The organism is Haloferula rosea (assembly GCF_016595525.1).
In the GTDB taxonomy this organism is placed as follows: domain Bacteria; phylum Verrucomicrobiota; class Verrucomicrobiia; order Verrucomicrobiales; family Akkermansiaceae; genus Haloferula; species Haloferula rosea.
This window is the reverse complement of the sequence record NZ_JAENII010000008.1, coordinates 30,011-53,788: the sequence shown is the minus strand read 5'-3', so window position 1 is coordinate 53,788 and position 23,778 is coordinate 30,011. Positions and strand designations below refer to the sequence as shown.

The following is a 23,778-nucleotide window of genomic DNA, read 5'->3' as shown; positions in this document are numbered from 1 at the left end:
TCTGGCAGGTTTTCCTCCCTGTGGCCTTGAGATCAGGCTAGGGGTGGTCGGCGCATGATCGACCGATACGATCTCATCAGCATCGCGTTTTACGTGATCTTCCTCCTTGGGGTGGGGATCACGTATGCGCGCAGATCGAAAAGCACGTCCGACTATTTCCGGGCAGGGGGGATCATGCCGTGGTGGGTGACGGGCGCCTCGGTGTGGATGGCGGGCTTCAGCGCCTGGAGCTTCACGGGCGCGGCCGGGAAGATGTTCCAGACCGGTGCCTATTCGATCCTGCTGTTCTATTCGATTCTCGTTCCCCTGCTGATCCTTCTCGCATTCACCTGCTATCGTTTCCGTCGGATGCAGGTCATCACCCCGTTCGAGGCGGTGCGATTGAGGTTTGGCCCGGGCACCCAGGTGTTTTTCACGTGGGCGAGGCTGCCGTTCATCCTGATTTTCGGCGGAGTCACGCTGAATGCCGTTGCGGTATTCATGGCTGCGGTCCTGGGTGCGGAAACGCCGATCGTGATTTTGGTTCTAGGAGCATCGGTAACGATTCTTGCGATGCTTGGTGGCTCGTTCGGTGTTGTGGCCAGCGACTTTGTCCAGATGTTCCTGGTGGTGACCGTAACCGTTCTGGTGGCGGTTTTGGCACTGAATCAAGCCGACATCGGTGGAATCCGGGGGATGTTGGAGCAAGCGCCGTCTGCCCACCGTGACTGGGGAGAATTTTCGAGGCCCCAGTTCATCGCCCTGTGGTTTGTCGCCTTGATGGTCACCAAGCTCTTTGAGGAGAACTCGATCGACAAGTCGGCGAAGTTCCTGATGGCCCGCAGTGATCGTGATGCGCGCCTCACCCTGCTGATTCCCATGATCGGGATGATCGTGGCGCCCTTGATCTGGCTGATTCCTCCGACCGTGGCGGCGATTCGCCACGACGGGGACATTGGAGGGATCATGGAGAATCTGAAGTTTCCTGAGGAAGGGGCGTTTGTGTTGACGGCGAGCGAGGTGCTGCCCACCGGGATGCTCGGGCTGTTGTTGTGCGGGATTTTCGCGGCAACCATGACCTCGATGGATGCCGGGCTGAATCAGGGCGCGGGGATCTTCGTTCGGAATTTCTTCCTGCCGGTGATGCACCCGAATTGTCCGGAAAGACAGCTGCTGGTGGTTTCGAAGCTGGCGACGGGGGTATTTGGAGCGATCATGGTCTCCTGTGCGTTTCTTTGGGAAACGATGAGGGAGATGGCCTTGTTCGATCTCCTGACACAGGTGGCCATCAGCCTGGGTCTGCCGATGTCGATTCCGTTGTTTCTTGGTTTGTTCAGGCGGAAGACGGCACCTTGGGCGGGATGGTCGACGGTGGTGGTGGGGCTTTGCGCTTCCTACGTGGTCCGGTTCTGGTTGACGCCTGAGATGTTCGCCTTCCTGCCCGGAATGGAGGGGCCGTTTCTTCCCGAGGAGGTGACCACATTCCGAATCTTCAGCAGTGTCTTCATCGTCTGTGGGCTCTGCACGATGTGGTTTTTTGCGACCGGATGGTTCTACGACGAAAAGGATGAGAGCTACATGAAGCGCTTGGACGACTTCTTCGGCCGATTGAAGACGCCGGTGGTTTCGCCAAGCGGGTCGGGGTTGAAAGAAGAGAGGGCGATTTCCGTTTCCATTGGCCGTCTGTGCCTGATTTATGGTCTATTCGTCGCATCTCTCGTATGGATTCCCAATCCCATGACCGGTCGCCTTTGCTTTCTCGCCTGCGGGGGAGTCATGATTCTGGTGGGGGCCATCGTCTGCTTCAGCTATCGATCGCGACACCGATCCGAGTAGTGGCCTGTGCGGTTTGGCGTTGGACGTGTGGTTGGCTCATACGGATCGTGGGGGTATTGCTGGTCACGGCGCCTGGGGCGAGGGCGGATCACCCCCGGTTGCTGGTTCGTGCATCCGACCATGCGGAGATGCAATCCAGAGTGAGTGATGTCGGATGGGTGAAGGCGGCCTACGAGGTGATCAAGAGTCGGGTGGATCCTGTGGCAAAGAAGGTCGAGGAGGAGCCCGATTGGCTGGTATCGCGACTGATGATGAATTGGGAGACGCACTACATGCTCCCTGTGACACGCGAGTCAAAGTGGATCGGAGGTGAGGGACGGGCGCCGGTCCCTACGCCCAGATTCGCGGGGGCACGAGACTGGAAATCCATCTATGTGGTTCCCCGGAAGATTGAGGATTGGAAGCCCTACAACTCGTGGGGGGACGACGTGTGGTTGTGGAATACCGAAGAGGATGAAGGCGAGTGGGTTCATCCCAGTCAGACCGGGCGCCTGATTGAGTCGGTGAACTTTCACATCATGACCATCGCTGCGGAGGCCGCATTTCTCCACTGGGTCACCGGGGAAGAGCGCTATGCGAAGGTGGCGCTGCCGGTGCTGTGGACCTACATGGAGGGCTTTCAGTATGTTTTGCCTCCGCGGATCGAGGACCCCGAGAGCGGCTCGGGGCGGATCATCGGGACGACCTCGTTCGAGGTCATCCACGAGGATATCCTGATCCTCATCAGCCAGTGCTACGACTTCATCCACTCCTACTTGGTTGAGTCGGGGAAGGACCCCTTGGTGATCCAGAAGGGTATCAAGCGGATGGCGGACCGCGTGGTCGAGGGCGGCTTGAACGAGGGGAACTGGAACCTGTTCCAGGCGAAGATCATTGCCCACGGAGGCCTCGTGCTCGAGCCTGATGAGTATTACTCCGACGGGAGAGGTCGCGAGTACTATGTCGGTGAAGTCCTGCATGCGGACCGACCGGGTCAGCTTGGATTGATGCAGGTGGTCGAACAGGGTTACGATCGAAAGACCGCGATCTGGCCGGAAGCGCCGGGCTATGGATTTGAAACGACGGCGAGCATCCTCGGGGTGGCAAACCTGCTCGCTCTCGAACCGGGAGGACGTGAGCTCCTGGACCACCCACAATTGGAGCGTGCCTTGCTGGTGCAGGCCGAACTGGTGCATCCCAATGGTCTGTCGATCGGTCTCGGTGACTCGACGAATATCCGGATCAACATGAACGCGCTGGAGATGTTGATTTCCGCAGCGAGAAAGCTGGGCAAGCGGGAGCAGGAAGCGCGCCTGACATCGCTGCTTCTCAACGAGATCAAGACCGGACGCTATGACCGGTCAAAGCAGGCCACGCTTCATGCCGTCACGAGTTATGTCGGAGATCTGCTGGACGTTGCGCCGTTGTCGAAGGAGCCGCTTCGCACTTTCATGGCAGAGCCACTCAATGCGCTGATGATGCATCTGGATGGATCGGCTCCCGAGCACGACCTGTCCGCGGCCATGTTTGGGACTGCCGGTGGGCATGCCCATGCGAATGGTCTCGCCATCGAATTGTATGGCGCGGGACAGATTCTTGCTCCGGACCCCGGTCGTGGGTCCAGCTACTGGCAGAGGGATCAACGTCATTACTACTCGAGAATGGCGGCCCACAATACAGTGATTCCCAATGGCCATGCGCTGTATCCGCCCGAGGGGCCAGGCCAGTTGGCAATGACTCTCGAGGCAGTTGAGCCGGAGTCGGAGAAGACGGGGCTCACCGAGCACATCGGGTTTGCTCAAGCAAGGTTCCGGCATCTCCGTCCGGCAGCCGACCAGCGGCGGACCCTGGGAGTCGTCCGTATCGACGGGGAGACCGGATTCTACTTCGATGTGTTCCGGTCCCGTGTGCTCGATGCTGATCAGGAGCGGTGTCACGACTACCTGTATCATGGACAGGCGCAGGAGGTGACCGTGGTGGACCGGAAGGGGGATTCACTCGGCTTCGAGCCATGCGAGCTGCTCGGCGAGCAGCATGGGGACCTCAGTGGCTACGACTACTTTCGTGCAGAAAGCTCGACGGAGTTCGATGGTGATTTTCGTGCGATCTTTCCGCTGCGTCTTCCTGACGGGAAAAGTCCGACCATGGCGATGTGGATGCTTGGGGAAAAGGACAGGCGGATCTTTTCGATGGAGGCTCCCCAGAATCGAGCCATTCGAAAGAACCTGCCGCGTGGGCTCGACAAGATGCCGATGCCGACGGTGCTGGTGCGTCAATCGGGTGAAGCTTGGAGTCGACCTTTCGTGGCACTTTATGAACCCTATTTCGAGGAGCGGGGTGCCTGGATCCGTTCCGTCCGGCGATGCGGGACCGATGGGGGGCATGCGGCGGTGCTGGTGTCGGGGGAGGACGCCAAGGTGTTCCTTGTTGAATCGGCGACCCCCGGGAAAGCGTTTGAGATCGAGGGGGTGACCTTCGAAGGAACGCTGGGGGTGGTGCTGATCAAAAAGGGACAGGTTGAGGAGGTGTACCTCGGTCATGGGAAGCTGCTTGAAATGCCGGGCTTGAAAGTGTCCGCCAATGGTCCGCAGCCGGTTACGGCCGTTTTGATAAGAGATCAAAATGGAGCATGGCGCTGCCGGTCCTCGGGGGAGGTGACATGGAATGCTGAGAATGCATTGGTTCACCCTGCAGCATTTCGGTAGGAAACGAGTTAACAAGGAAACCGTTTGGATGCTTCATTAGGCTGATCTCGTGCCTAGTCTTCGTGTTCCGGGCTACTCTCAGTTGCGGCACACAACCATGGCAATTCAGTCAGACATCGACACTCTTGCGACTCCGTGCATGACGGATGTTGAGAGTGCGTTGGGTGCCTCGATTTCGAAGATACGGAAGTTCTTCCCATCCTTGGTTGCATCTCCTGCGAGTTGGGGTTTCGACCGAGCCGGCCACTACTCGGACCGCAATGAGTCGTTCTACCATATCGACAACTGGACGACCTCGTTCTTTGCTGGAATGGCTCTGATCGCATCGGCTGCGGCAGATGACCCTGAGTTGCTCGATGTGGTTGGTGGCCTCAAAGAGAACTACGAAGAGAAGATCGGACGGCATGGGAAGGATACCATGCACGACCTGGGTTTTCTTTTCTCATTGTACTCGGTGGCTCTGTATCGGCGCACGGGCGAGGAGCGGCATCGCGAGACCGGTTTGCGTGCGGCGCGCCTATTGGCCGACCGGTTCATCGAACCTGGAGATTACATCCGCGCCTGGGGGCGAATGGACGATTCCTCCTGCAAATACCAAGGCCTTGCCATCGTCGACAGTTTGATGAACCTGCCGCTGCTCTACTGGGCGGCCAAGGAGGAAGGCGATACACGTCTTCGGGATATTGCAATTCGGCATACCAATACCACCTTGAAGCACTTCGTGCGCCCTGATGGGTCGGTCTTCCATGCGTTCCGCTTCGATCCGGAGACCGGGAGTCCGCTCGGGGGTGACAATTACTGTGGGCTGGATATCGATTCCCACTGGGCCCGGGGTGCCTCCTGGGCAATGTATGGGTTCGCTTTGGGTTTCAGGCATACGGGGGATGCGAGTTACCTTGCGGCGGCTCGAAAGGTGGCCGAAAAGTTTGTGAATGAGCTCGATGGGGTGGGAGTTCCGGTCTGGGACTTTTCCCTGGCTCATGAGGACACGGCGATCCGTGATTCGTCGGCCGCGGCCATTGCCTGTTGCGCGATTCAGGAGTTGGATCGCCTGGGTGAGGCCACACCAGCGCTACTCGAGGGCAAGGAGCGGATGATTCGTGCGCTGTGTTCGGAGCGATTTCTCGATTCGACCACGGCGAGAGCGGGTCTCCTGCGTGAAGGGGAGGTTGGCGACGGTCAGGGGAGTTTCATCAGTGTCTACACAAGCTGGGGTGACTATTTCTTCACCCAAGCCGTCGCCGAAGAGTGCGGGTATGCCGTGGACTTCTGGCATTGATCCCTCCGCGCTTGCAAATGGTCGCGGCTAGCGGGGTAGTTCGACCTGCTCGCGGGACATCAAGTAGGCGATCAGGTCGCGGAGTTCCTGGTCATTGAGCGGGTCAAGAAGTCCGGTCGGCATCATGCTGGCCTTCTGCTTCTCCTGCTTCCGGATCTCCTCACGGGAAACGGTCACCTCACGGTCGGTCATGCTCAGAGTGATGGTTTGCGGGGTCTGTCGGCGCTGCATCCCGCTGAGAACGCGTCCGTCTTTCAGATAGAGAAGCATCAGCGCGTGCTCGCTGGCCACGACGGCATTGGGGTCGACGATGCTCTCGAGGAGATAGTCGATGGAATGGCGACCACTCCCGGTAATGTCCGGACCGATGGAGCCACCCTCCCCGTAGAGCTTGTGGCAGGCGGCACAATTGGATTGGAAAAGAAGGCGCCCTTGTGATGGGTTGGCTTTGGACAGGAATTCCGGTGTGAGCTTCGAGCGGTAGCTGGCGATGCTTTGTATCAGTTGCTCCGGTGACTCTCGTAGTTCGCCCCAGCGAGCGGAGAGCTTCTCGTTCAGTGTGGGCTTGTTGAGATGCTTGATTTGTCGGGCATGAATGGTGGTCAGGTCCGCGGTTGGAATCGTGGTGCCAAGATGGTCGAGAAGCAGCGATGCGGAGGCTGGTCGCGACAGAAGAAGTGTGATCACTTCGCTACGGGCTCGATCCGGCAGATCCGGATAGCGGCGAATCAGTGATTCGGCGACCGAAGGGTCTTTGCTGGAAGACAGGCCGTGGATGGCGATCGGGGCGAGTTCCTCAACATCCAGGCAGGCTTCACAGATTTCCTGCAAGTCCGGGGCGGCGAGTTCCACTAGCAGGGACAAGGCGCCACGCCGGGCCTCGACGGGGGCATCCGTCTTCATGGCTGTCTGCCGCAGGGTGGTCAGTTGGCGTTTGTCCCCGAAAAGGATGCTGAGCGCGATGACCGAGGGGGCATGTTGTTCGGCCTCGGGAAGTTGTTTCACGAAAGCAGCCCAGTTGTCCGGTCGGGGGGCGCGTTTCCAGCCGTCGAATGCCTGAGTCAGGCCGTCGATCCTCTCCCTGGCTCCACTCTCGACATGGATGTCGAGCAGGGCATTGAGGGCTGCCGGTGTCTCGTTCACCGCTGCTGCGATGCGCCGGGCAATGAACCGCCGGACCGGCGGGAGGCGACAGTCCTCGAACAAATCGACGAGTCGCGGCAGTGGGAGTTGGCAAATCCCCGACCAGATCAAGTGGGGGAGGTTGTGATCACTGGAGTCGGATTCGAAGGAGAGAAGGAGTCGGGCGAGTTCGACCCGCTGGTCTTCTTGGAGTTTCGGCAGCGACGAGGCAAGTGCGAGTCGCGTGGAAGGATGAGCGCCGACCAACTCTGGATCGGTGATCCGGTTCCAAACTACCGGTGGAACCCCGGGCTTGTGGTCAGGTTTGTTGGTTGACGGGTTGTCGATCAGGATCCGGATCAACTGCGAATGCAGTGCAGGCGTGTCCTGGGTGAGCCAGGGAAGCATGGCGGCTGCTTCGACTGTGTCATTCCGGAGGGTGGACATCAGCCACAGGCGGCGGAGTGCGGTGCTTTCGGGGGATTTTTCCGGAGCATTGGGCAGGATCCTCCCGACGAGGGCTGAGATGGCTTCGAGTCTCTGGTCGCCTCCTTGGTGGACTCGCTGTCTGAGTTCCCACCGGGCCATGCGGGATGCCCATTCATTGCGGTTTGTCTGGAGCTCGATCAACTTCTCATTGCTCAGGCTGCCCAGGTCCGTTCTGAAGGGTGTGGGATCTCCGTAGCTGATTCGATAGATCCGGCCTGAAGTACGATGGACACCGTCGTGCTCATGACATTCTCCGATGTCGCTCCAATCGAGGATGTAGAGCGAACCGTCCGGGCCGGTCGAAACCTCGACCGCACGGAACCACGGGTCGCTGGTGCTGATGAAATCGGGTTCGTGCTTTCCGACGTAGCCGCTCCCTGAGGGTTCGAGGCGATCCACGTTGATCCGACGTCCATGCAGATTCGCGGTGAAGACCTTGCCGCGGTAATTCTCCGGAAACTGTTCTCCCTGATAGATCGTCATGCCGACATGGGCGTGTCCACCACCGAGATCATCGGAGAGTCCGGCGGCATTGCGGGATTGCTTCCACTTCTTGCCGGTATCCCAGTGGTAGTGATCCGCGTGTTGGTCGATGAGTTCGTAGACGTGGGGGTAGGGGTCTTCTCCGAACATGCGCTTGAAGTGTGCGCCCGGGATGGCGTGCCAAAGGTGGCCGATGACCGTATTGATGAAGAAGAGATCGCCGTTGGCGTTCCAGTCGGAGCCCCAGGGATTGGTGGTGCCGTGGCAGTAGGGCTCGAATCGTTGGTGGACGGGATGATATCGCCAGATCCCTCCGCCAATCGGCTGGCGTTCATCCTTGGGCGTGGAAGGTGGCCCGATGTGGCAGGTTCGGGTGATGCCTGTGCGACCATAGAGCCATCCATCCGGACCCCACTTGAGGCCATTGGCAATCGTGTGGCGCAATCCATTGTCCGCACCGAAGCCATCAAGCAGAACCACGGGTGGGCCGGTGGGGCGATCCTCCTCGCAGGGGATGAAAAGCAAGTGGGGTGGGCAGAGCGCATACACACCGCCGAAGCCGCGCTCGATGCTGGTCAGGCGCTGGAGATCGTCGGCGAACACCGTCCGTTCATCGAAGCGCCCGTCGCCATCGGTGTCGTCGAAGATGAGAATGCGGTCGCGCAGTTTCAGGTCGTAGCGTTCCTTCTGGTCCGAGTAGGTGTAGTTCTCGGCCACCCACATTCTCCCCCGTTCATCCCAGCACATCGCGATGGGATTCCTGATGTCCGGCTCCGCGGCGTAGAGCGTGGCCTTGAAACCCTCGGGCAGGGTGAACCGGTCGACGAGGGTCTCCGGATCCTCCAACGGTGTGTCCCGCACTGCCTGATTGTTGGTGGGCTCGGGGAAGTCACTTGCGAATGCCAGTGAGGAGATCCCCAGGCAGATCCCAAGCGCGAATCGGATTGGAGTGAGACGTTTGATTGCAGGATCATGGGTGGATTCAATCCTAGAGGCGAGGGAGGAATGGGCCGCACAGGTTTGGAACCTGCGATTCGAATACGAACCCAAGAGAATCCCGGGTTGGTTCGTTCCCAGCATCATGAGAATCACCTTTCCCGAGTTCAAGGAGTCGAGTGGTCGGAGCGGCATGAGCTCGATGGTCGACATCGCGTTCCTGTTGCTGATCTTCTTTCTGGTCGCAACGACGATCATGCCGACCGAGCGGGATCTGCCGATGAAGTTGCCGGTCCCCCATGGGGAAGCCATGGATTCGAGCACTCCGGTCTGGATCGAGATCACTCCGGACAATTCCGTGATCTGGGGTCAGGGAGAGGCGGGGATCACGGTGGCCCATGGCGGTGACGGACGGGAGCTTCCGGTTCTGAAGCGTGGGCTTGAAGCCGCAGTTGCTGCGGCCGGGAGCGAGGAACTCGGGGTGATGCTGATGACGGATGACGGCGTCAGCACGCAGCGGTTCACCGATGTGCTCAATTGCCTGGCAGCCTGCGGGGTGTTGCAGGTCTCGCTGGTCGAGCGGGATTAGGAAATGAGGCCCCGTGGGGATCAAGGGACGCGGACGGGCTCGATCGAGGCGGTGGTGAAGCGGACGACAATCAGGTATTTCCCGGACTGCATTGAGGTGCCAAGCAGTGCGGAGCCCCCGCCGTCGAGACGCCAGATGTGGGAAGCGAGGAACAGGTCGTTCTGCAGCTCATTGCGTTCCGGATACTTGCCTGCCTGGAGGGGTTTTCCGTGCAGGGTGGTCAGGAGGTCGGCGAGTTCGGTCCAGTTGTCCTGAAGTCGGCTGGCATAGGATTCCGAGCCAAGGCCCTGGGTCTGCAGGGAGATCTCCTCCAGGTTGCCGGCTTTGGACCAGTCGAAGTAGAGTTCGCAGTGGAGCCCGCCGATCTGCTGCTTGGTCCGGTAGGTGCCGTTCAGGCCGAAGCGACCGAAGAAGGTCTCATCGAGGGTGGTCTCCACCACCTTGCTGGCCTTCAGCTTCGCTTCGACATCCTTGCGGTTGTCGCCGAAGCAAAGGGTGTCGAAAATCGCGTTCGGGTTGATCGGTGTTTCCTCGGCCTTTGGCGGGTTCTTTGCGGTCAGCCACGCCTGGTCGGTCTCGTGAAGCTTGTCGATGTTCAGGGTGAAGACCTGACCGTCCTGACGGCGAATGGTCACGTGCCGGGCGTCGTGCCCCAGGTAGGTCCCGGTGAAGGATCCGGAGCCCTCCTTGTTCCGCCAGGTTCGCGACTCGGCGTTCGCTGTGCCGATGAAGAGGATCATCAGCAGTGCAATCAGGAAGGACTGGGTCGGATTCATAGGAGGTTGAAACGCGGCTAGGGGGAAAAGTTTGCGGGATATTCCGTCATTTTGAAACCCGGAAGAGCAGAGGGCAGGGCGCCGGTCTCGGTTTCGGGCACCTTCACCAAGCAAGAAAAATCCCGGCAGGGCCTGAGCCGCTGCCGGGATGAAATTCACGCTGAACGTGGACTGCAGAAAATCAGTATCTCTGAGTGCGGCTGTGCCTGTAGTAGGTCTCGAAACCCAGCTCTGGTGGGAACTCGGAGAGGCCGTCGTGCACGTTCATCTCAATGCGGTTGTCCATGCCACACTTTTCGTAAGGTGGCTTGAAGGTGCCACGGTAGGTCGGGCAGGTGAAAGTGAAGAGCTCGTAGAAGCCATAGCCGAGGCGGCGAAGGGCACGGCTGGTGCCGTCGACCACACCGTAGGAGTAGCCAGCCTTGCGACCGTAGTCATCGCCCTTACGGACGATCTGCTCCGGGATTTCCATGAAGCCGTAGAGGATGTTGCTGATGGCACGGCCCAGTTTCCGGGTCGAGTTGTAAGCGTGGCCTGGAGGGGCTTGGATGTCAGCGGAGGCAATGCCGCTGAAAGCGAAGAACGCAGTCGCAAGAATGAAGAGTTTTTTCATACGTTGGAGTGATGTTTTCAGAGGGAGGCGGGGCTTGGCAACGGCAAAGTTCCCCGGAATTCAATGAGAGTGAAAGAATTTGCGGAATCACAGGCTGACTCCGGTCGCCGAAAGGACGCCGGGGGTGCTGCGAATGGAGTCCATCAGCTCGGCTGAGAGCGGCGAATCGACCTCGATCACGGTCAGGGCGTTGCCGTCGCTCTTGTTTCTGGCGAGCGAGAGGTTGGCGATGTTCTGCTGGGCCGAGCCGAGCAGGGTGCCGACGGCGCCAACGATACCGGGGCGGTCGTCGTTCTTCACGATGAGGAATTCGCCCTTGATGTTGGTGTCGACGAACAAGCGGTCGATTTCCACGATGCGCGGGCTCTTGCCGATGATGGTGCCTGCCACGCGGAAGCGCTGATCTCCTTTGCGCAGCTCGGCGACGAGGAGCTCGTTGAACTCAGTCTGGGCGCTGATGGTGGACTCCGTCAGGTCGAGGCCCATTGATTGGGCCACGGCGGGGGCGTTGACGATGTTGACCTGGCCGTCGCTGCGGCGGGCGCTGAGCAAGGCGGTGAGGGCCTTGCGCGAGACGAGTCCGGTGTCCTTCTTGGCCAGCGGGCCGTGGTAGGACACGCGCAGGGAGTCCGGGTTCTCCGGGCCCAGCTTGGCGAGCAGCTTGCCGAGGGAGCCGGCGAGGTCGAGGTAGGGGCCGACTTCCGCGAGGGCGGCGGCGTCGAGCGACGGCATGTTGATCGCGTTGCGGATCTCGCCGGTGGCGAGGAAATCGCGGATCTGCTCGGCCACCTGGATTCCCACGTTTTCTTGGGCTTCATTGGTCGAGGCACCGAGGTGGGGGGTGAAGGCGACGTGCTTGTTGAGCCCGAAAAGGATGTGGTCGGCTGGCGGTGGTTCTTCCTCGAAGACATCGAGACCGCAGCCGGCGATGTGTCCGGATTCGATCGCTGCCTTGAGCGCGGGTTCGTCGATCAGGCCGCCGCGGGCGCAGTTGACGACGATGGCACCGGGATTCATCGAGGCGAGGCGAGCTTCGTTGAGAATGTGCTTGGTGTCGTCGGTCAGCGGCACGTGGAGGGTGACAACGTCGGCTCCGTTCAGGGCGATGTCGGGGGATTCCGCCAGTTCAACCTTGAGTTCATCTGCGCGGCTCTGGGTCAGGAATGGGTCGTAGGCGACCACCTTCATGTTGAATGCCTGGGCGCGTTTGGCGAATTCCGAGCCGATCCGGCCCATGCCGAGGACGGCAAGGCGCTTTCCGTTGAGCTCGATGCCCTGGTAGGCCTTGCGCGCTGCCTTGAAGTTCCCTGCGAGCACTTCGGCGTGGGCCGGAGCGATGTTCCGGGCGGTCGAGAGCATCAGGGTGAAGGCGTGCTCGGCGGTCGAAATGGTGTTGCCGGTCGGCGTGTTCATGACGATCACCCCGTGGTCGGTGGCGGCCGCACGGTCGATGTTGTCGACTCCGACGCCGGCCCGGCCGACGGCCCGCAGTTTTTTGGCGGCGGCGAACACCTCGGCGGTGACCTTCGTCTGGGAACGGACGACGAGGGCATCGTATTCGCCGATGATGGAAATCAGCTCCTCAGGTGGGAGGCCGGTCTTGAAATCGGCGGAAATGTCGGGATGAGCATTGAGAGCGGCGACGCCGATTTCCGAAATGGGGTCCGAGACGAGAACGCGATAGGTGGCCATGAGGCCGGAGGCCATAAGTTGCTCAGCGGCGACTGGCAAGGCTTCTGAGTGGCCGAGACTGTCAGTTGGGTTAAATGGATGGCATGACGGGTGGGACGGGGCCGCGGGTGGATTCCGGGGCGATGGGAATTTGACCGACTCTGGCGCCCCTGCGTCTTGACGTCGTGTGCGTGGAAAAACACAGTCCGGCCATGTCAGACGAACGCCGCCCGTATTCCTCGCCCATGCTTGATGGCCCCGATCGTGCCCCTTCGCGGGGGATGCTGTATGCGGTCGGCTTTGAGAAAGAGGATTTCTCCAAACCGCACATCGGGATCGCTTCCACGTGGTCGCAGGTCACTCCGTGCAATATCCACATCGACCGGCTGGCCAAGGAGTCCGCGAAAGGGGCTGATGCGGCGGGTGGCAAGGCGGTGATTTTCAACACCATCACGATTTCCGACGGTATTTCCATGGGGACCGAGGGGATGAAGTATTCGCTGGTTTCCCGCGAGGTGATCGCCGACTCGATCGAAACGGTGGTGGGCTGCGAGGGGATGGACGGATTCGTGGCCATCGGCGGCTGCGACAAGAACATGCCGGCCTGCGTGATGGCGATGGCGCGGATGAATCGCCCGAGCGTCTTCGTGTATGGCGGAACGATCCTTCCCGGTTGCGCGACCATCAAGGGCAAGGAAGAACAGCTCGACATCGTTTCGATCTTTGAGGCGGTCGGGAAACACGCATCGGGTGAGTTTTCCGACGAAGAACTGGAGACGGTGGAAAGCTGCGCGATCCCGGGCGAGGGATCCTGCGGGGGCATGTACACCGCGAATACCATGGCCTCGGCGATCGAGGCGCTGGGCATGAGTCTCCCCAACAGCTCGGCGCAGGCGGCGGTCAGCGACGACAAGATGCGCGATTGCTTTGATGCCGGTGCGGCGGTGCTCAACCTGATCGACAAGGGGATCAAGCCCCGCGACATCATGACCCGCAAGGCGTTCGAGAACGCCATTACGGTGGTGATTGCGCTCGGGGGATCCACCAATGCGGTGCTGCACCTTCTCGGCATGGCGAGTGCCGCTGAGGTCGAACTTTCCATCGACGACTTCACCGAGATCGGGAAGCGGGTGCCGCTGTTGGCGGATTTGAAGCCGAGCGGTCGTTTCGTGATGGCCGAGCTGGTGCGGATTGGTGGCACGGTGCCTCTGATGCGCATGCTGCTTGAGGCAGGGCTGCTGCACGGTGACTGCATGACGGTGACCGGCAAGACCATGGCGGAGAACCTGGCGAACTCACCCTTGGTTTATCCCGAAGGTCAGGAGGTCATCCGTCCGCTGGACAATCCGATCAAGAAGGACAGCCACCTGCGGATTCTATACGGGAACATCGCGCCGGGTGGTGCGGTCGCCAAGATCACCGGCAAGGAAGGCGAGTCCTTCACCGGCAAGGCCAAGGTGTTTGATTCCGAAGACGATGCGATGAAGTCGATCCTCGAAGGAGGGATTCAGGACGGCGATGTGATCGTCATCCGTCGCGAGGGACCGAAGGGTGGTCCGGGGATGCGCGAAATGCTCGGCCCCACCAGTGCGATCATGGGCCGTGGACTTGGCAAGACCGTGGCCCTGATCACGGACGGCCGATTCTCCGGAGGGAGTCACGGATTCGTAGTTGGCCACATCACCCCGGAAGCTCATGAGGGTGGGCCGATCGGTTTGCTGGTCGATGGCGACGAGATCACGATTGATGCCGTCAACAACAAGATCTCCGTGAATCTCGATGACGAGGCCTTGCAGGCTCGCCGCGACAACTGGACCCAGCCCGAGCCGCGCTACACGCGGGGGGTGCTGGCGAAGTATGCCAAGTTGGTGACCAGCGCCAGTGAGGGTGCGGTGACCGACAAGTATTTGTGAATCCAGAAGACAGCTTCCCGCTCGGGGTCAGGCTGAGTCTCGCATTCCTTCGGTTTGTGAGGCTGGTCATGGTCCTGGTGGTGCTGGCTTCGCTGATGGGAGGTGGGATCGCGGCCTGGTTGCTCGGAGCCATGGGTGGGGAGGTCAGAGATGGAGTCACTGCCTGCCTGATGGGTCTCGCGGGGCTTGGCATTGCCGGTTTCTTCCATGGTGGGGCATTGCTCACCGAGTTGTTGGGCGATCAGATTCAGACGACCCAGCTTTCGGGGCAGAGCACGGCGGGACTGAATGCCAGCTGGCAGAAGCCGTACTTCCGCAGTCTCCTCGTTTCCTGTGAGTCCATGTTGTGGTTCGTCTTTGTCCCCCAGGTGGTCATGGCCCTGGGGCTTGGCCTCGCACATGGATTCAATGGATGTCGGCTTTGCTGCCTGCTGCTGGCGCCTCTGTTGATGCTCTCCCTCAAGTCGGGGCTGAGTTATGCGCGGCGCCGGCTGGTGGCTTCTGATCCGTTCGATCGTGAAGGAACGTCTTGAGCATGGGGCTGATGACCTATTCGATCACCCTGTGGACGATGAGTTTGTTGAATTGCAGCGGTTGAGGCATGGTGGACCGGCGGACGACTTGATCGGATTGCTCGATGGAGCGGGGATTGAGTACCGGACCAGCTCCACCGCTCCGACCTTCGATCTTTCCAGTCTGGGTGCCGAGCGGGACGCGGAGGTGATTTTCTCCGTTGCCGCTGAGGACTATCCGAAGGCGCGGGATCTCTTGGAAGCGACCTATCTGAATGACCCGCTTCCTGAGGATCACCACCTCCTTACCGCGAGTGACGACGATCTGATTGAGATCCTCGCCCATGAGTCGGAGTGGAGCGCGTTCGATGTGGCTCACGCTCGGCAAATGGCCAAGGCGAGGGGGCTGGACCCTGCGGCGGTCCAGCGGGAGCGGGAGCAGAGCCTCAGGTTGAAGCAGGAGGGGAAGCAGGCGTCCCGGTTTCTGGTGCTGGGAGGATTCGTGTGCTGCATCATTGCCGGGTGCGGCTTCCTGCTGTTCGGGATCGCCGGAGTGGGCATCGGGTGGTCGCTTGTCAGCATGAAGGACAAGACGCCGGAGGGGGTGTTCCCGACCTATGACCAAGCATCCCGGAAGGTTGGGGTGATCATGATTTGGTTCGCGGTGATCGCGGCGGCGGTAGGCATCGTGACACGTCTCATGCTGGCTCGCTGGTAGCGCCGGATCAGTTGCTGCATGCCCATGACATTCTGCGGCTTGCCAAATGGCGTTCGGGGCCGATGCTGGGGCCGTGCGTAGCATCTTGGTGACAGGTGGAAATGGCGGGCTGGGCTTGGCCATCGGCCGATGGTTTCTGGAGCAAGACGAGGAAACCCGAGTTTGGCTCGGTGTCCGGTCGAGCCGCGTCAAGGCGGAGGCACTTGCGGCCGAATTCGGAGGTCGATGCGAGCTGGTGGGACTTGAAGTCACGGATCGTGAGAACTGGGAGGCGGCCGTGGCCAGGATTTCGGCAAAGGATGGCCGGCTCGACGTGCTGGTGAACAATGCCGGGGTGCACCGCGACTCCCTTCTCGCCACGATGTCCGATGAGGATTGGAGCTCGGTGATTTCATCCAATCTCGATTCCGTGTTCTACGGATGCCGGGCGGTGATCCGCACGATGATGGGCCAGCGATTCGGGCGAATCATCAATATCGCCTCGCTGAGTGCCCTGCTTCCTCCGGTGGGCCAGACGAACTATGCTGCGGCCAAGGCCGGCGTGGTGACGCTCAGTCAAACCCTGGCCAAGGAAGTCGCCCGGGCCGGGATTACGGTGAATGCCATCCTTCCCGGATACATCGAGACCGAGGCACTTTCCGACATGGATTCGGACGCCGCCAAGCGGGCGAAATCGGGCATCCCGATGCGTCGCTTCGGTCGTCCCGAAGAGGTCGCCGCCGCGGTCGGCTTTCTCGCTTGTCAGGATGCAGGGTACATCACAGGTTCCGCTTTGAAGATCGACGGCGGCATTTTCTGAAAAAAAAGACACTTAAACGAAACTCAAATGGCTGAAGGCGCGGAACTGCGGACGCAGATCAAGGAGATGATGATCGACGAGCTCATGCTCGATTTCGAAGCATCGGAGATTGAAGACAACACGCCGATCTTCGGAGCCGAAGGTCTGGGATTGGACTCGGTGGATGCGCTGCAACTGGTGGTCGCCATCGAAAAGCATTTCGGGCTCAAGATCGGCGATGCCGACAAGGCCAAGACCGTGCTCGAAAGCGTCGAGACGGTCGCCAAGGAGATCGAGGCGCAGCCTTGATCCCGGGTGATGCATTGGCAGTCGGATGAAGAAGTGGCTGCTGTTTTTGATCAAACTGGTCCTGACCGGCTTGTGCCTGTGGTGGGCACTGCGGGAAGTTGAATGGGACAATTCCATCCTCGCCAGCCCGGGTGATCTGTCGTGGCGCTGGATTCTGCCGGGCATCTTTCTTGCAGGGGTCACGGTTCTCCTGACGGCCTTCCGCCTGTGGGTGCTTTTGCTCGCTCAAGGGATCCGGATCACGCTGTGGCGCTCGGTTGAGCTGACCCTGATCGGCAATTTGTTCAACCTGCTCGCGGTCGGGAGCATCGGCAGTGATGCCGCCCGCATTTTCCTGCTGATCCGCGATCATCCCGAACGAAAGATGGCGGTCACCCTGGCGGTGATGTTTGATCACTTGGTCGGCTTGATCGCGATGTCGGTGGTGTTCTTCGCGCTGACCGCGGGCCGCTTTGATGCGCTCGCCAGCCAGAGTGAGGAGACGCGCGCCATCCTGAAATTTTCGTGGGTGTTCTTCAGCGGAGGCCTGGCATCGATCGTGTTCATGTTCGTGATGTCCGCTCCGCCGATCCACAACCGCATCAAGGCAAAGCTGATTCACACCCGATTCGCCATGATGAGGAAGTTCCCCGAAGCGCTCGATGTGTATCGGACGAAGTGGGGCCATGCCCTGCTTGCCACTGCGGCAGCAATCGTGATGCTGCCGATCTACTATGCCAGCTTCTGGTGCGGCGCGCGGTCGGCGGGTTCGATGGTGGATGCGACTCCGATCCTGGTTGCGATGCCAGTGGTGGACATGCTCAGCGCGATGCCGCTGTCCATTTCGGGGCTCGGGGTGCGCGAGGCATCCATGAAGATCCTGATGGAAGACCTGACCGGCATGAAACCGGACATCGCGGTGGCAGCAACGCTCATCGGTTTCGCCTGTTCCCTCATCTGGACCTTGATGGGAGGCCTCCTGTTTCTCCGTCCACGCGACCGGGCGTCGGTGGAGACCATCGAAAGCCTCACCTCCGAAGAGGAGGATGGCTAGGTGGCGGTCGTGGAGATCTTTCGAATCGCCGCCCGCTTTCGCCACCGTCGAATGGCGAAAACCGGAATGGCCATGATGATGATCATGGCCGCGGCGATCCACCCCCAGGGCAAGGGGATGGGGGCGGTGAAGGTCATCAGCATGGGTTCCCCCATGGCTTCTCCCAAGGTCTTGTCCCAGATCAGGGTGCGCCCTTCATCCTCCGTCCGGTCGGCGCTGTGGACGTTTGCCGCGGTTGGCAGGTGAATGATGTAGGTCATCCGTCGTTCGGCCTTCTCTGCTTTCGGGATCATCATGGCGGCGAGCCCCAGAGCCGACCCGACGTCCACCTTGCGCGCGAACGTGATGTCCGTGCCCTCGCGCTGGAACTCGAACTCACCGATCAACTTCAAAGCGGCGTCCGGCAAGCCCTCCACGGCAGCGCTCTCGGAAAGGTCGAGCAGGGAAAACATGGAGTCGGTCGAGAGCTCCGCATGGATGAGGATCTGGTCGTCCTCGTGGGTGACCACAAGCTCATCCAATCGGAGTTCGGGTGCTTCGCGCAGCAACTCGTCGACCTGTTCGCGGATCCCGGCTTCGCCGCCCAGTGGGGTGACCACGGCCCTGGGAAGGCTGTAGTCCATCTGCATGCGTCCTCCGCCGCGGGCGTCGATCCAGATTTCCTCGCGAACCTCGAAACATGAAGTGACGAGCAGCGTGAGGCCGAGGGTGAGCAGACGGAAGATGTGGGGCATGGAGGAGAGATGATTTGCCGGCCGGGGGCTTGTGGGTGGGCGGGTTCAGCGAGTCGGTTGGATCGAGAACTGCCAGTGGTAGTCCTTGTCGGGCTTCGGCTGGTGTTTGTCCATTGGCCAGGCACCCCACGAGTTGACTCCACCGACACCCATCTGGAGATGGTCCACGTGCACGGTGATGAAATCCCGCTCGGGGATGTCACAGGGGTGACGTGGCCCCTCGAGGTCCGACATGGCGAATGGGTATGCGCTCATTTCCAGTGGCTCACCGAGGGCATGGAAGCTCAGGCCTACGCCATCTGCCGTAGTCAGCGAACCGTGGCGGATGCCGGTGCGGTTTGCCGTGGCTTGCGGCTCGACGTAGGGGAACCACGCATCGGCGACCGGCTTCGACCAAAGGCCGAGGCGTCCGCCCGCCTGACGGTCGAGCATCGTCTCGTCGGGACCGTGGCCGTACCATGTCCAGTTCGACAAGTCGGGGCGGAGCCGGCACTGCATGCCGAGCCTTGGTATGGCGCGTCCCAGTGGCTGTCCTTTGGGACGCACGGTGACGTCCACACTGATGCGTCCGGTTCCGTCCACCTTGTAGATCACGGTCGACGTCGATTTTCCGACCGGGAGCTTCAAGTCGTAGTGGACGATCACGGCTCCTTCTTTCCTGGTGGCTTTGGAATTGCTCACGACCGCCTCAGAACCGGCATCCTTCCAGACGCCGCATCGGTTGGCGTAGCCATTGGCCCTTTCGTTGTCGACGGGTGCCCGCCAGAAGTTCAGTCGCATTGGCGCGACCAGGAGGTTCTCGCCGCCGATGGACAACTGGCTGAGCGAACCCAGTTCGTCGTCGAAGGTCACCACGAAGCCTTCGCCGGAGACAATGGTTTGTTCGTTCGCTTGTTCGAGCGTGACCTCGCCCGGGGTCTTCGTCGGAGTCAGGGTGAAGGCGTCTCCCGCGATGGGGAATTGCTCCCAATCCACCAGGTGTCCGGCCTTTGCCCATGGCGTGTCATTCTTGAGTCGGAGTTCCGCGGTGAGGATCACCTCCGTCCCGGGTGCGAGCTTGAACATGGGAAGCTCGACCGGAACCTCCTTGGATTCGCCGGGCGCGATGGTGGGGAGCGGGAGCTTCTCATCGATGCGGCCCTCACCGTTCACCAGGTGGCCGATCACGAGTTCAAGATCATCCAGCGAGGTGAAGAACCGTTTGTTGGTGATCCGCAGGGCGCTGCGACCGATCAGGGCGATGTCCGTGTCGGCATAGACCTTGGCGACTTCCTGAAGTTGTGGCGTTGGCTTGCGATCGGAAGTGATGATGCCGTTGCAGCAGAAGTTGTCGTCGTTCGGCTTGTCGCCGAAGTCCCCGCCGTAGGCGAAGAACTCGAGCTCTCCCTCGGCGCGGGTGAACTTGGAGAAGTCGACGTCCAGCAGGGTGCCGGCCTGATCGAGTTGATCGGCTGCCAGGGCGCGGTCATGGAGCCGGACCTTGTGGATGGCGCCATTGAAGGACCGGGACGGATGGTCCGCATTGGTGGAAATCCCGATCGGCTGGCCATTTGGATCGGGCTTGCCGCTGGCCTCCTTGGTGGCGAGCACCTTGCCGTCGAGGATCAGGGAAAGCTGGGTTCCGTCGTAGGTGCCGGCGAGGGTGTGGCGATTGCCTTCGAAGTCGGCCGGAGCATCGGCCGTCACGGCATTCCATTGGTTCTGATAGATGAAGAACTCCAGTTTGCCCGCGGCATTGACCTTGAGCGCCCAGCCCTTGTCACCCTTGGTCACGATGTCGTTGTCACCGCGGTTTCCGGCGGGGGTGAGTTCGGCCACAACCGAAAAGGGGCCGCTGAAATTGAGGTCCTTGCTGGAGGCCACGGTCGCGTGTCCGTTTGTCAGACCGTCTTCCGCGACCTCTCCATTCAGGGTCACGGCGCGGGCCGCGCTCGAGGCGTCCGTTACCACGGCGGGCGCCGGTTTGGTCTTGCGGATGCCTTGATCGATGTAGTCCCAGATGAAGCCGCCCTGCAGCAGACGCTCCCGCTGGAAGATCTCCCAGTAGTCCGCCAAGCCGCCGGAGGAGTTGCCCATCGCGTGGGAATACTCGCATTGGATCAGTGGGCGCTGCTGGTCGAGAGGCTTGGCGCTTTCCTTCTTCGCATAGTTCTCGCAGGCCCCGTGGGAAGCATACATCGGGCTATAGAGGTCCACGTGGCCGGCCATGCCGGCGCGTTCGTAGTGGACTGGCCGGGTCGGCTCGTGTTTCCGGATCCATTCGGAGGCGGCGACGAAGTTCACCCCGTCTCCTGCTTCGTTTCCGAGTGACCAGAGGATGATGGACGGATGGTTCTTGAAGGCCTCGACCATGTTGCTGACGCGGTCGACATGAGCCCCCTTCCAGCTGGGTTTCTTGGCCAGCGACTCGGCGCCATAGCCCATGCCGTGGGACTCGATGTTGGCCTCGGAACAGAGATAGAGGCCGTATTCATCGCACAGCTCGTAGAAGCGCGGGTCGTTCGGATAGTGGGAGGTGCGGATGGCGTTGATGTTGTTGCGCTTGGCGATGAGGATGTCCTCGAGCATCTGCTCTTCGGTGATGTAGTGGGCGGTGTCCGGATGGTGGTCATGGCGGTTCACCCCCTTGATCATGATGGGCTTGCCGTTGACGAGCAGGTTGCCGTCCTTGATCTCGCTGCGGGAGAAACCGATCCGGGTTGCGTAGTAGTCGACGACCTTGCCGTCTCCATCCTTCAGTCTCAGCAGCAGTTGATAGAGATTCGGGTCTTCAGCGGACCATGGCTTGATGGCCAGGTCGCGGATTTGAATCGCGCCGTCGCCTCCAGCCCCACCGTGGGCATTTCCGACCGTGGACTCCTCGAGCAGGGTGCTTCCATCCGGGTTCAGCACCTTGACCTCGAGCTTGAAGTCTCCGTTCGAGCTCTCGTCGAGTGCGGCGACGCGGGGTGAGAGGGTGAAGGTTCCCGTCTTGTAGTCATCGCTCAAGTCGCCACGGGCGGTATAGTCGCGGAGCTGAAGGGGGGCGGAGGACCAGAGGTAGACATCCCGGAAAATCCCGGACAATCGCCAGAAGTCCTGGCACTCGAGGTAGGCACCATCGGAATAGCGGTAGACTTCGACGGCCAGCGTGTTCCCTCCCTTCTTCAGATACTTCGTGATGTTGAACTCGGCGGGAGTACGGGAGTCCTGCGAGTAGCCGACCTTCTCCCCGTTGATCCAGAGGTAGAAGGCGGATGAGACGCCATTGAAGGTGAGGAAGGTTTGGCGGCCATCCCATGAGTCCGGCACGGTGAAGTCATGGCGGTAGGATGAAACCGGGTTGCGTTCCTGATGGGTCGTGAAGTCCTTCGGGGGCTCGCCCATGACCCGGGGTGGGTCCTTTTTGAAGGGATAGGGCTGGTTGCAGTAGATCGGGGTTCCATACCCGTGCATCTCCACGTTCGCGGGCACTGGGATTGTCTTCCACGATGAGATGTCGAAGTCCGTCTTGTAGAAGTCGACCGGGCGCTTGTCGGGATGGTCGACCCAATGGAATTTCCAATCGCCATTCAGCAGTTTGGCGTAGGGCGACTCCAGTCGCTTGCTGTTCAAGGCGCTTTCTTCCGTGGGGAAGGGCATCGAGACCGCCCGCGGGGCCTCTTTGTTGATGCGGAAGATCTTTTCATCTTCCCAGTCGGGAGCGGCGTGGGTGAGGGCGGTCGCACCAAGGGCGATCAGCAGAATGGCGAGTTTCATGGGATTGGGTTGGACACTAGAGGGGCCGTTGAAGGATGGAAAGAGGGTTGATGGCAACACGGCGTGGCCCGCCGCACGATCGGCGAAGAGCTTCGCTGGGAATAGTCTGGGCAGACCGGGTCTGCTAGATGAACTGCAGTTCGCCCGCCGTTGGTTAGCCCCAAAATGCAACCCGTCATCAACCGAGTCCGGTCAGCGGGCTGGTGGCGTCGCCAAGGGAACTGGTTTTGGCTCCGACGCGCTCGAGCATGCCGAGCCAGAGTCGGCAGAGCGGGGTGCCTTCCTCGTAAACGAGATGGCGCCCGGTCTTGAGTTGCCCTTGAGCGCTGCCGGCGACGACGATGGGCACGTTGCGCGGGTTGTGCGAATTCCCGTCCCGGATGGGTGATCCGAATCCGATCATGCAGTGGTCGAGAAGGGAGCCTTCCCCTTCCTTGAGTTCCTTCATGCGGTCGAGAAGGTAGGCGTACTGTTCGACGTGCCAGCGGTTGATCTTCTCGTACTGGTCGAGTTGGTCCTTGTTGCCCTTGTGGTGGGAAATCGGGTGGTGTCCACCGTTCACCCCCTCAAGGAAGGAGAAATTCCGACCGGTGACGTCATTGCCGAACATGAAGGTGGAGACCCGGGTCGAGTCGGACCAGAAGGCGAGGGCCATGAGGTCCATCATGATGCGGCAGTGCTCGCCATGATCGAAACGCGGACGGGAACTGAGTTCCTCCTCGCGTGAGGATTTGCCCATGGCTTTGGAGATCCGCTTGTCGAGCTGGTCCATCTTGGCAAGCAACTCGGGTGACAGGTTCTCGCCGGCACCCAGCGAGTTTGCCTCCTGTTCGATCCGGCGTTCGACCTCGCGAATGGAGTCGAGATACTGATCGAGCTTCGCCTTGTCGGCGCGGCCGAGTTTCGACTGCAGTCGACGTGCGTCTTCCTGCACGAGGTCGAGCACGCTCTGCTCATCCGCAGCGCGCTTTTCTCCGGTGCCGGAGCGTTTGCGGAACAACCGGTCGAAGGCGACCCGCGGGTTGATCTCGCAGGGCAGGGGCACGTTGGCGTCCTTCCACGCGATGTGGGATGCGTAGAGGCGGGTGTAGTTGACGTTGCGATCGATGCCGGTGGCGACCGGCTCGGTGCCGAGTTCCAGCGACGGGAGTTTGGTGCCTTGTCCGATCCGTCGTGCGGCGATCTGGTCCATGGAAATCCCCCCCGCCGAGATGTCGGAGCCGGTCGTCTTGGAAATGGTGGTGCCGGTGAGCCAGCCACCGGTCTTCACGTAGTGACCGTCACCGGTGAAGGACGCCTTGTTCTGCAGGCCGGTCAGGACGAGCAATTCCTCGCGGTGCGCCTGCAGCGGTGAGAGGATGGGCGAGAGCTTGTAGTCGGATCCTTTTCCGGAGGGCGTCCATCGGTCGGCGCGCACGCCATTCGGCATGTAGAGCATGCCCATGCGCACCGGAACTCCCTGATTGCTCCCCGCCGCCATCAACGGGCGCATGGCATCGAGAAAGGGAAGGGCAAGGGTGGCACCCGTACCACGGAGGAACGAGCGACGTGGGATGGACCACTTGTTGGATTGGATGTTGGCCATG

Annotated in this window: 17 protein-coding genes; 10 read left to right on the top strand and 7 right to left on the bottom strand. The window is 60.7% G+C overall.

The window, feature by feature from the left end:
• Positions 1 to 54: 54 nt before the first annotated feature.
• From JIN81_RS11395 to JIN81_RS11385, 3 genes are all read left to right on the top strand, one after another.
• The gene (locus JIN81_RS11395) at positions 55 to 1,815 is read left to right on the top strand and encodes a sodium:solute symporter family transporter (RefSeq protein WP_200279331.1); all 1,761 of its coding nucleotides are present in this window, start codon (positions 55 to 57) and stop codon (positions 1,813 to 1,815) included.
• Between the two features lie 128 nt (positions 1,816 to 1,943).
• Complete coding sequence (locus JIN81_RS11390; RefSeq protein ID WP_200279328.1) at positions 1,944 to 4,499, top strand: heparinase II/III domain-containing protein; 2,556 nt, start codon at positions 1,944 to 1,946, stop codon at positions 4,497 to 4,499.
• Between the two features lie 97 nt (positions 4,500 to 4,596).
• Complete coding sequence (locus JIN81_RS11385) at positions 4,597 to 5,778, top strand: glycoside hydrolase family 88 protein (protein ID WP_200279325.1); 1,182 nt, start codon at positions 4,597 to 4,599, stop codon at positions 5,776 to 5,778.
• A 27-nt stretch (positions 5,779 to 5,805) separates the two neighbouring features.
• On the opposite strand, the gene JIN81_RS11380 is transcribed toward JIN81_RS11385, so the two are convergent.
• Positions 5,806 to 8,733, bottom strand: a complete 2,928-nt coding sequence (locus JIN81_RS11380) for a PVC-type heme-binding CxxCH protein (RefSeq protein WP_325100879.1) — start codon at positions 8,731 to 8,733, stop codon at positions 5,806 to 5,808.
• Positions 8,734 to 8,953: 220 nt separating this feature from the next.
• Between JIN81_RS11380 and JIN81_RS11375 the strand changes: the two genes are divergently transcribed.
• Positions 8,954 to 9,397: an ExbD/TolR family protein gene (locus JIN81_RS11375; protein WP_200279319.1), complete on the top strand. Its 444-nt coding sequence runs from the start codon at positions 8,954 to 8,956 to the stop codon at positions 9,395 to 9,397.
• Positions 9,398 to 9,417: 20 nt separating this feature from the next.
• On the opposite strand, the gene JIN81_RS11370 is transcribed toward JIN81_RS11375, so the two are convergent.
• The 3 genes from JIN81_RS11370 to serA all read right to left on the bottom strand — a co-directional run bounded on the left by JIN81_RS11370 (position 9,418) and on the right by serA (position 12,478).
• Positions 9,418 to 10,173: a hypothetical protein gene (locus JIN81_RS11370; RefSeq protein WP_200279317.1), complete on the bottom strand. Its 756-nt coding sequence runs from the start codon at positions 10,171 to 10,173 to the stop codon at positions 9,418 to 9,420.
• 181 nt (positions 10,174 to 10,354) lie between these two features.
• Positions 10,355 to 10,786, bottom strand: coding sequence for an exosortase system-associated protein, TIGR04073 family (locus JIN81_RS11365; RefSeq protein WP_200279314.1), 432 nt, complete (start codon positions 10,784 to 10,786; stop codon positions 10,355 to 10,357).
• 87 nt (positions 10,787 to 10,873) lie between these two features.
• Positions 10,874 to 12,478: a phosphoglycerate dehydrogenase gene (serA, locus tag JIN81_RS11360; protein ID WP_200279732.1), complete on the bottom strand. Its 1,605-nt coding sequence runs from the start codon at positions 12,476 to 12,478 to the stop codon at positions 10,874 to 10,876.
• 191 nt (positions 12,479 to 12,669) lie between these two features.
• On the opposite strand from serA, the gene ilvD reads away from it, so the two are divergent.
• The 6 genes from ilvD to JIN81_RS11330 all read left to right on the top strand — a co-directional run bounded on the left by ilvD (position 12,670) and on the right by JIN81_RS11330 (position 17,720).
• Positions 12,670 to 14,370 (top strand): dihydroxy-acid dehydratase, encoded by a 1,701-nt coding sequence (gene ilvD, locus JIN81_RS11355; RefSeq protein WP_200279311.1) that lies wholly within the window; start codon positions 12,670 to 12,672, stop codon positions 14,368 to 14,370.
• The gene (locus JIN81_RS11350) at positions 14,367 to 14,903 is read left to right on the top strand and encodes a hypothetical protein (RefSeq protein WP_200279308.1); all 537 of its coding nucleotides are present in this window, start codon (positions 14,367 to 14,369) and stop codon (positions 14,901 to 14,903) included. Before ilvD ends, JIN81_RS11350 begins: the two co-directional genes overlap by 4 nt.
• Positions 14,887 to 15,600: a hypothetical protein gene (locus JIN81_RS11345; protein ID WP_200279305.1), complete on the top strand. Its 714-nt coding sequence runs from the start codon at positions 14,887 to 14,889 to the stop codon at positions 15,598 to 15,600. Before JIN81_RS11350 ends, JIN81_RS11345 begins: the two co-directional genes overlap by 17 nt.
• 73 nt (positions 15,601 to 15,673) lie before the next feature.
• Complete coding sequence (locus JIN81_RS11340) at positions 15,674 to 16,399, top strand: SDR family oxidoreductase (protein ID WP_325100878.1); 726 nt, start codon at positions 15,674 to 15,676, stop codon at positions 16,397 to 16,399.
• A gap of 27 nt (positions 16,400 to 16,426) precedes the next feature.
• The gene (locus tag JIN81_RS11335) at positions 16,427 to 16,687 is read left to right on the top strand and encodes a phosphopantetheine-binding protein (RefSeq protein ID WP_200279299.1); all 261 of its coding nucleotides are present in this window, start codon (positions 16,427 to 16,429) and stop codon (positions 16,685 to 16,687) included.
• Between the two features lie 25 nt (positions 16,688 to 16,712).
• Positions 16,713 to 17,720 carry a lysylphosphatidylglycerol synthase transmembrane domain-containing protein gene (locus tag JIN81_RS11330; RefSeq protein ID WP_200279296.1) on the top strand — a complete coding sequence of 336 codons (1,008 nt, stop codon included), beginning with the start codon at positions 16,713 to 16,715 and terminating at the stop codon, positions 17,718 to 17,720.
• Here JIN81_RS11330 and JIN81_RS11325 read toward each other — a convergent pair.
• The 3 genes from JIN81_RS11325 to JIN81_RS11315 form a co-directional block, all read right to left on the bottom strand.
• Positions 17,717 to 18,454, bottom strand: coding sequence for a hypothetical protein (locus tag JIN81_RS11325; RefSeq protein WP_200279293.1), 738 nt, complete (start codon positions 18,452 to 18,454; stop codon positions 17,717 to 17,719). The genes JIN81_RS11330 and JIN81_RS11325 overlap by 4 nt on opposite strands.
• 45 nt (positions 18,455 to 18,499) lie before the next feature.
• Positions 18,500 to 22,192, bottom strand: a complete 3,693-nt coding sequence (locus JIN81_RS11320) for a glycoside hydrolase family 2 TIM barrel-domain containing protein (RefSeq protein ID WP_200279290.1) — start codon at positions 22,190 to 22,192, stop codon at positions 18,500 to 18,502.
• A gap of 178 nt (positions 22,193 to 22,370) precedes the next feature.
• Positions 22,371 to 23,777, bottom strand: a complete 1,407-nt coding sequence (locus JIN81_RS11315; RefSeq protein WP_200279287.1) for a DUF1552 domain-containing protein — start codon at positions 23,775 to 23,777, stop codon at positions 22,371 to 22,373.
• Between the last annotated feature and the right edge of the window lies 1 nt (position 23,778).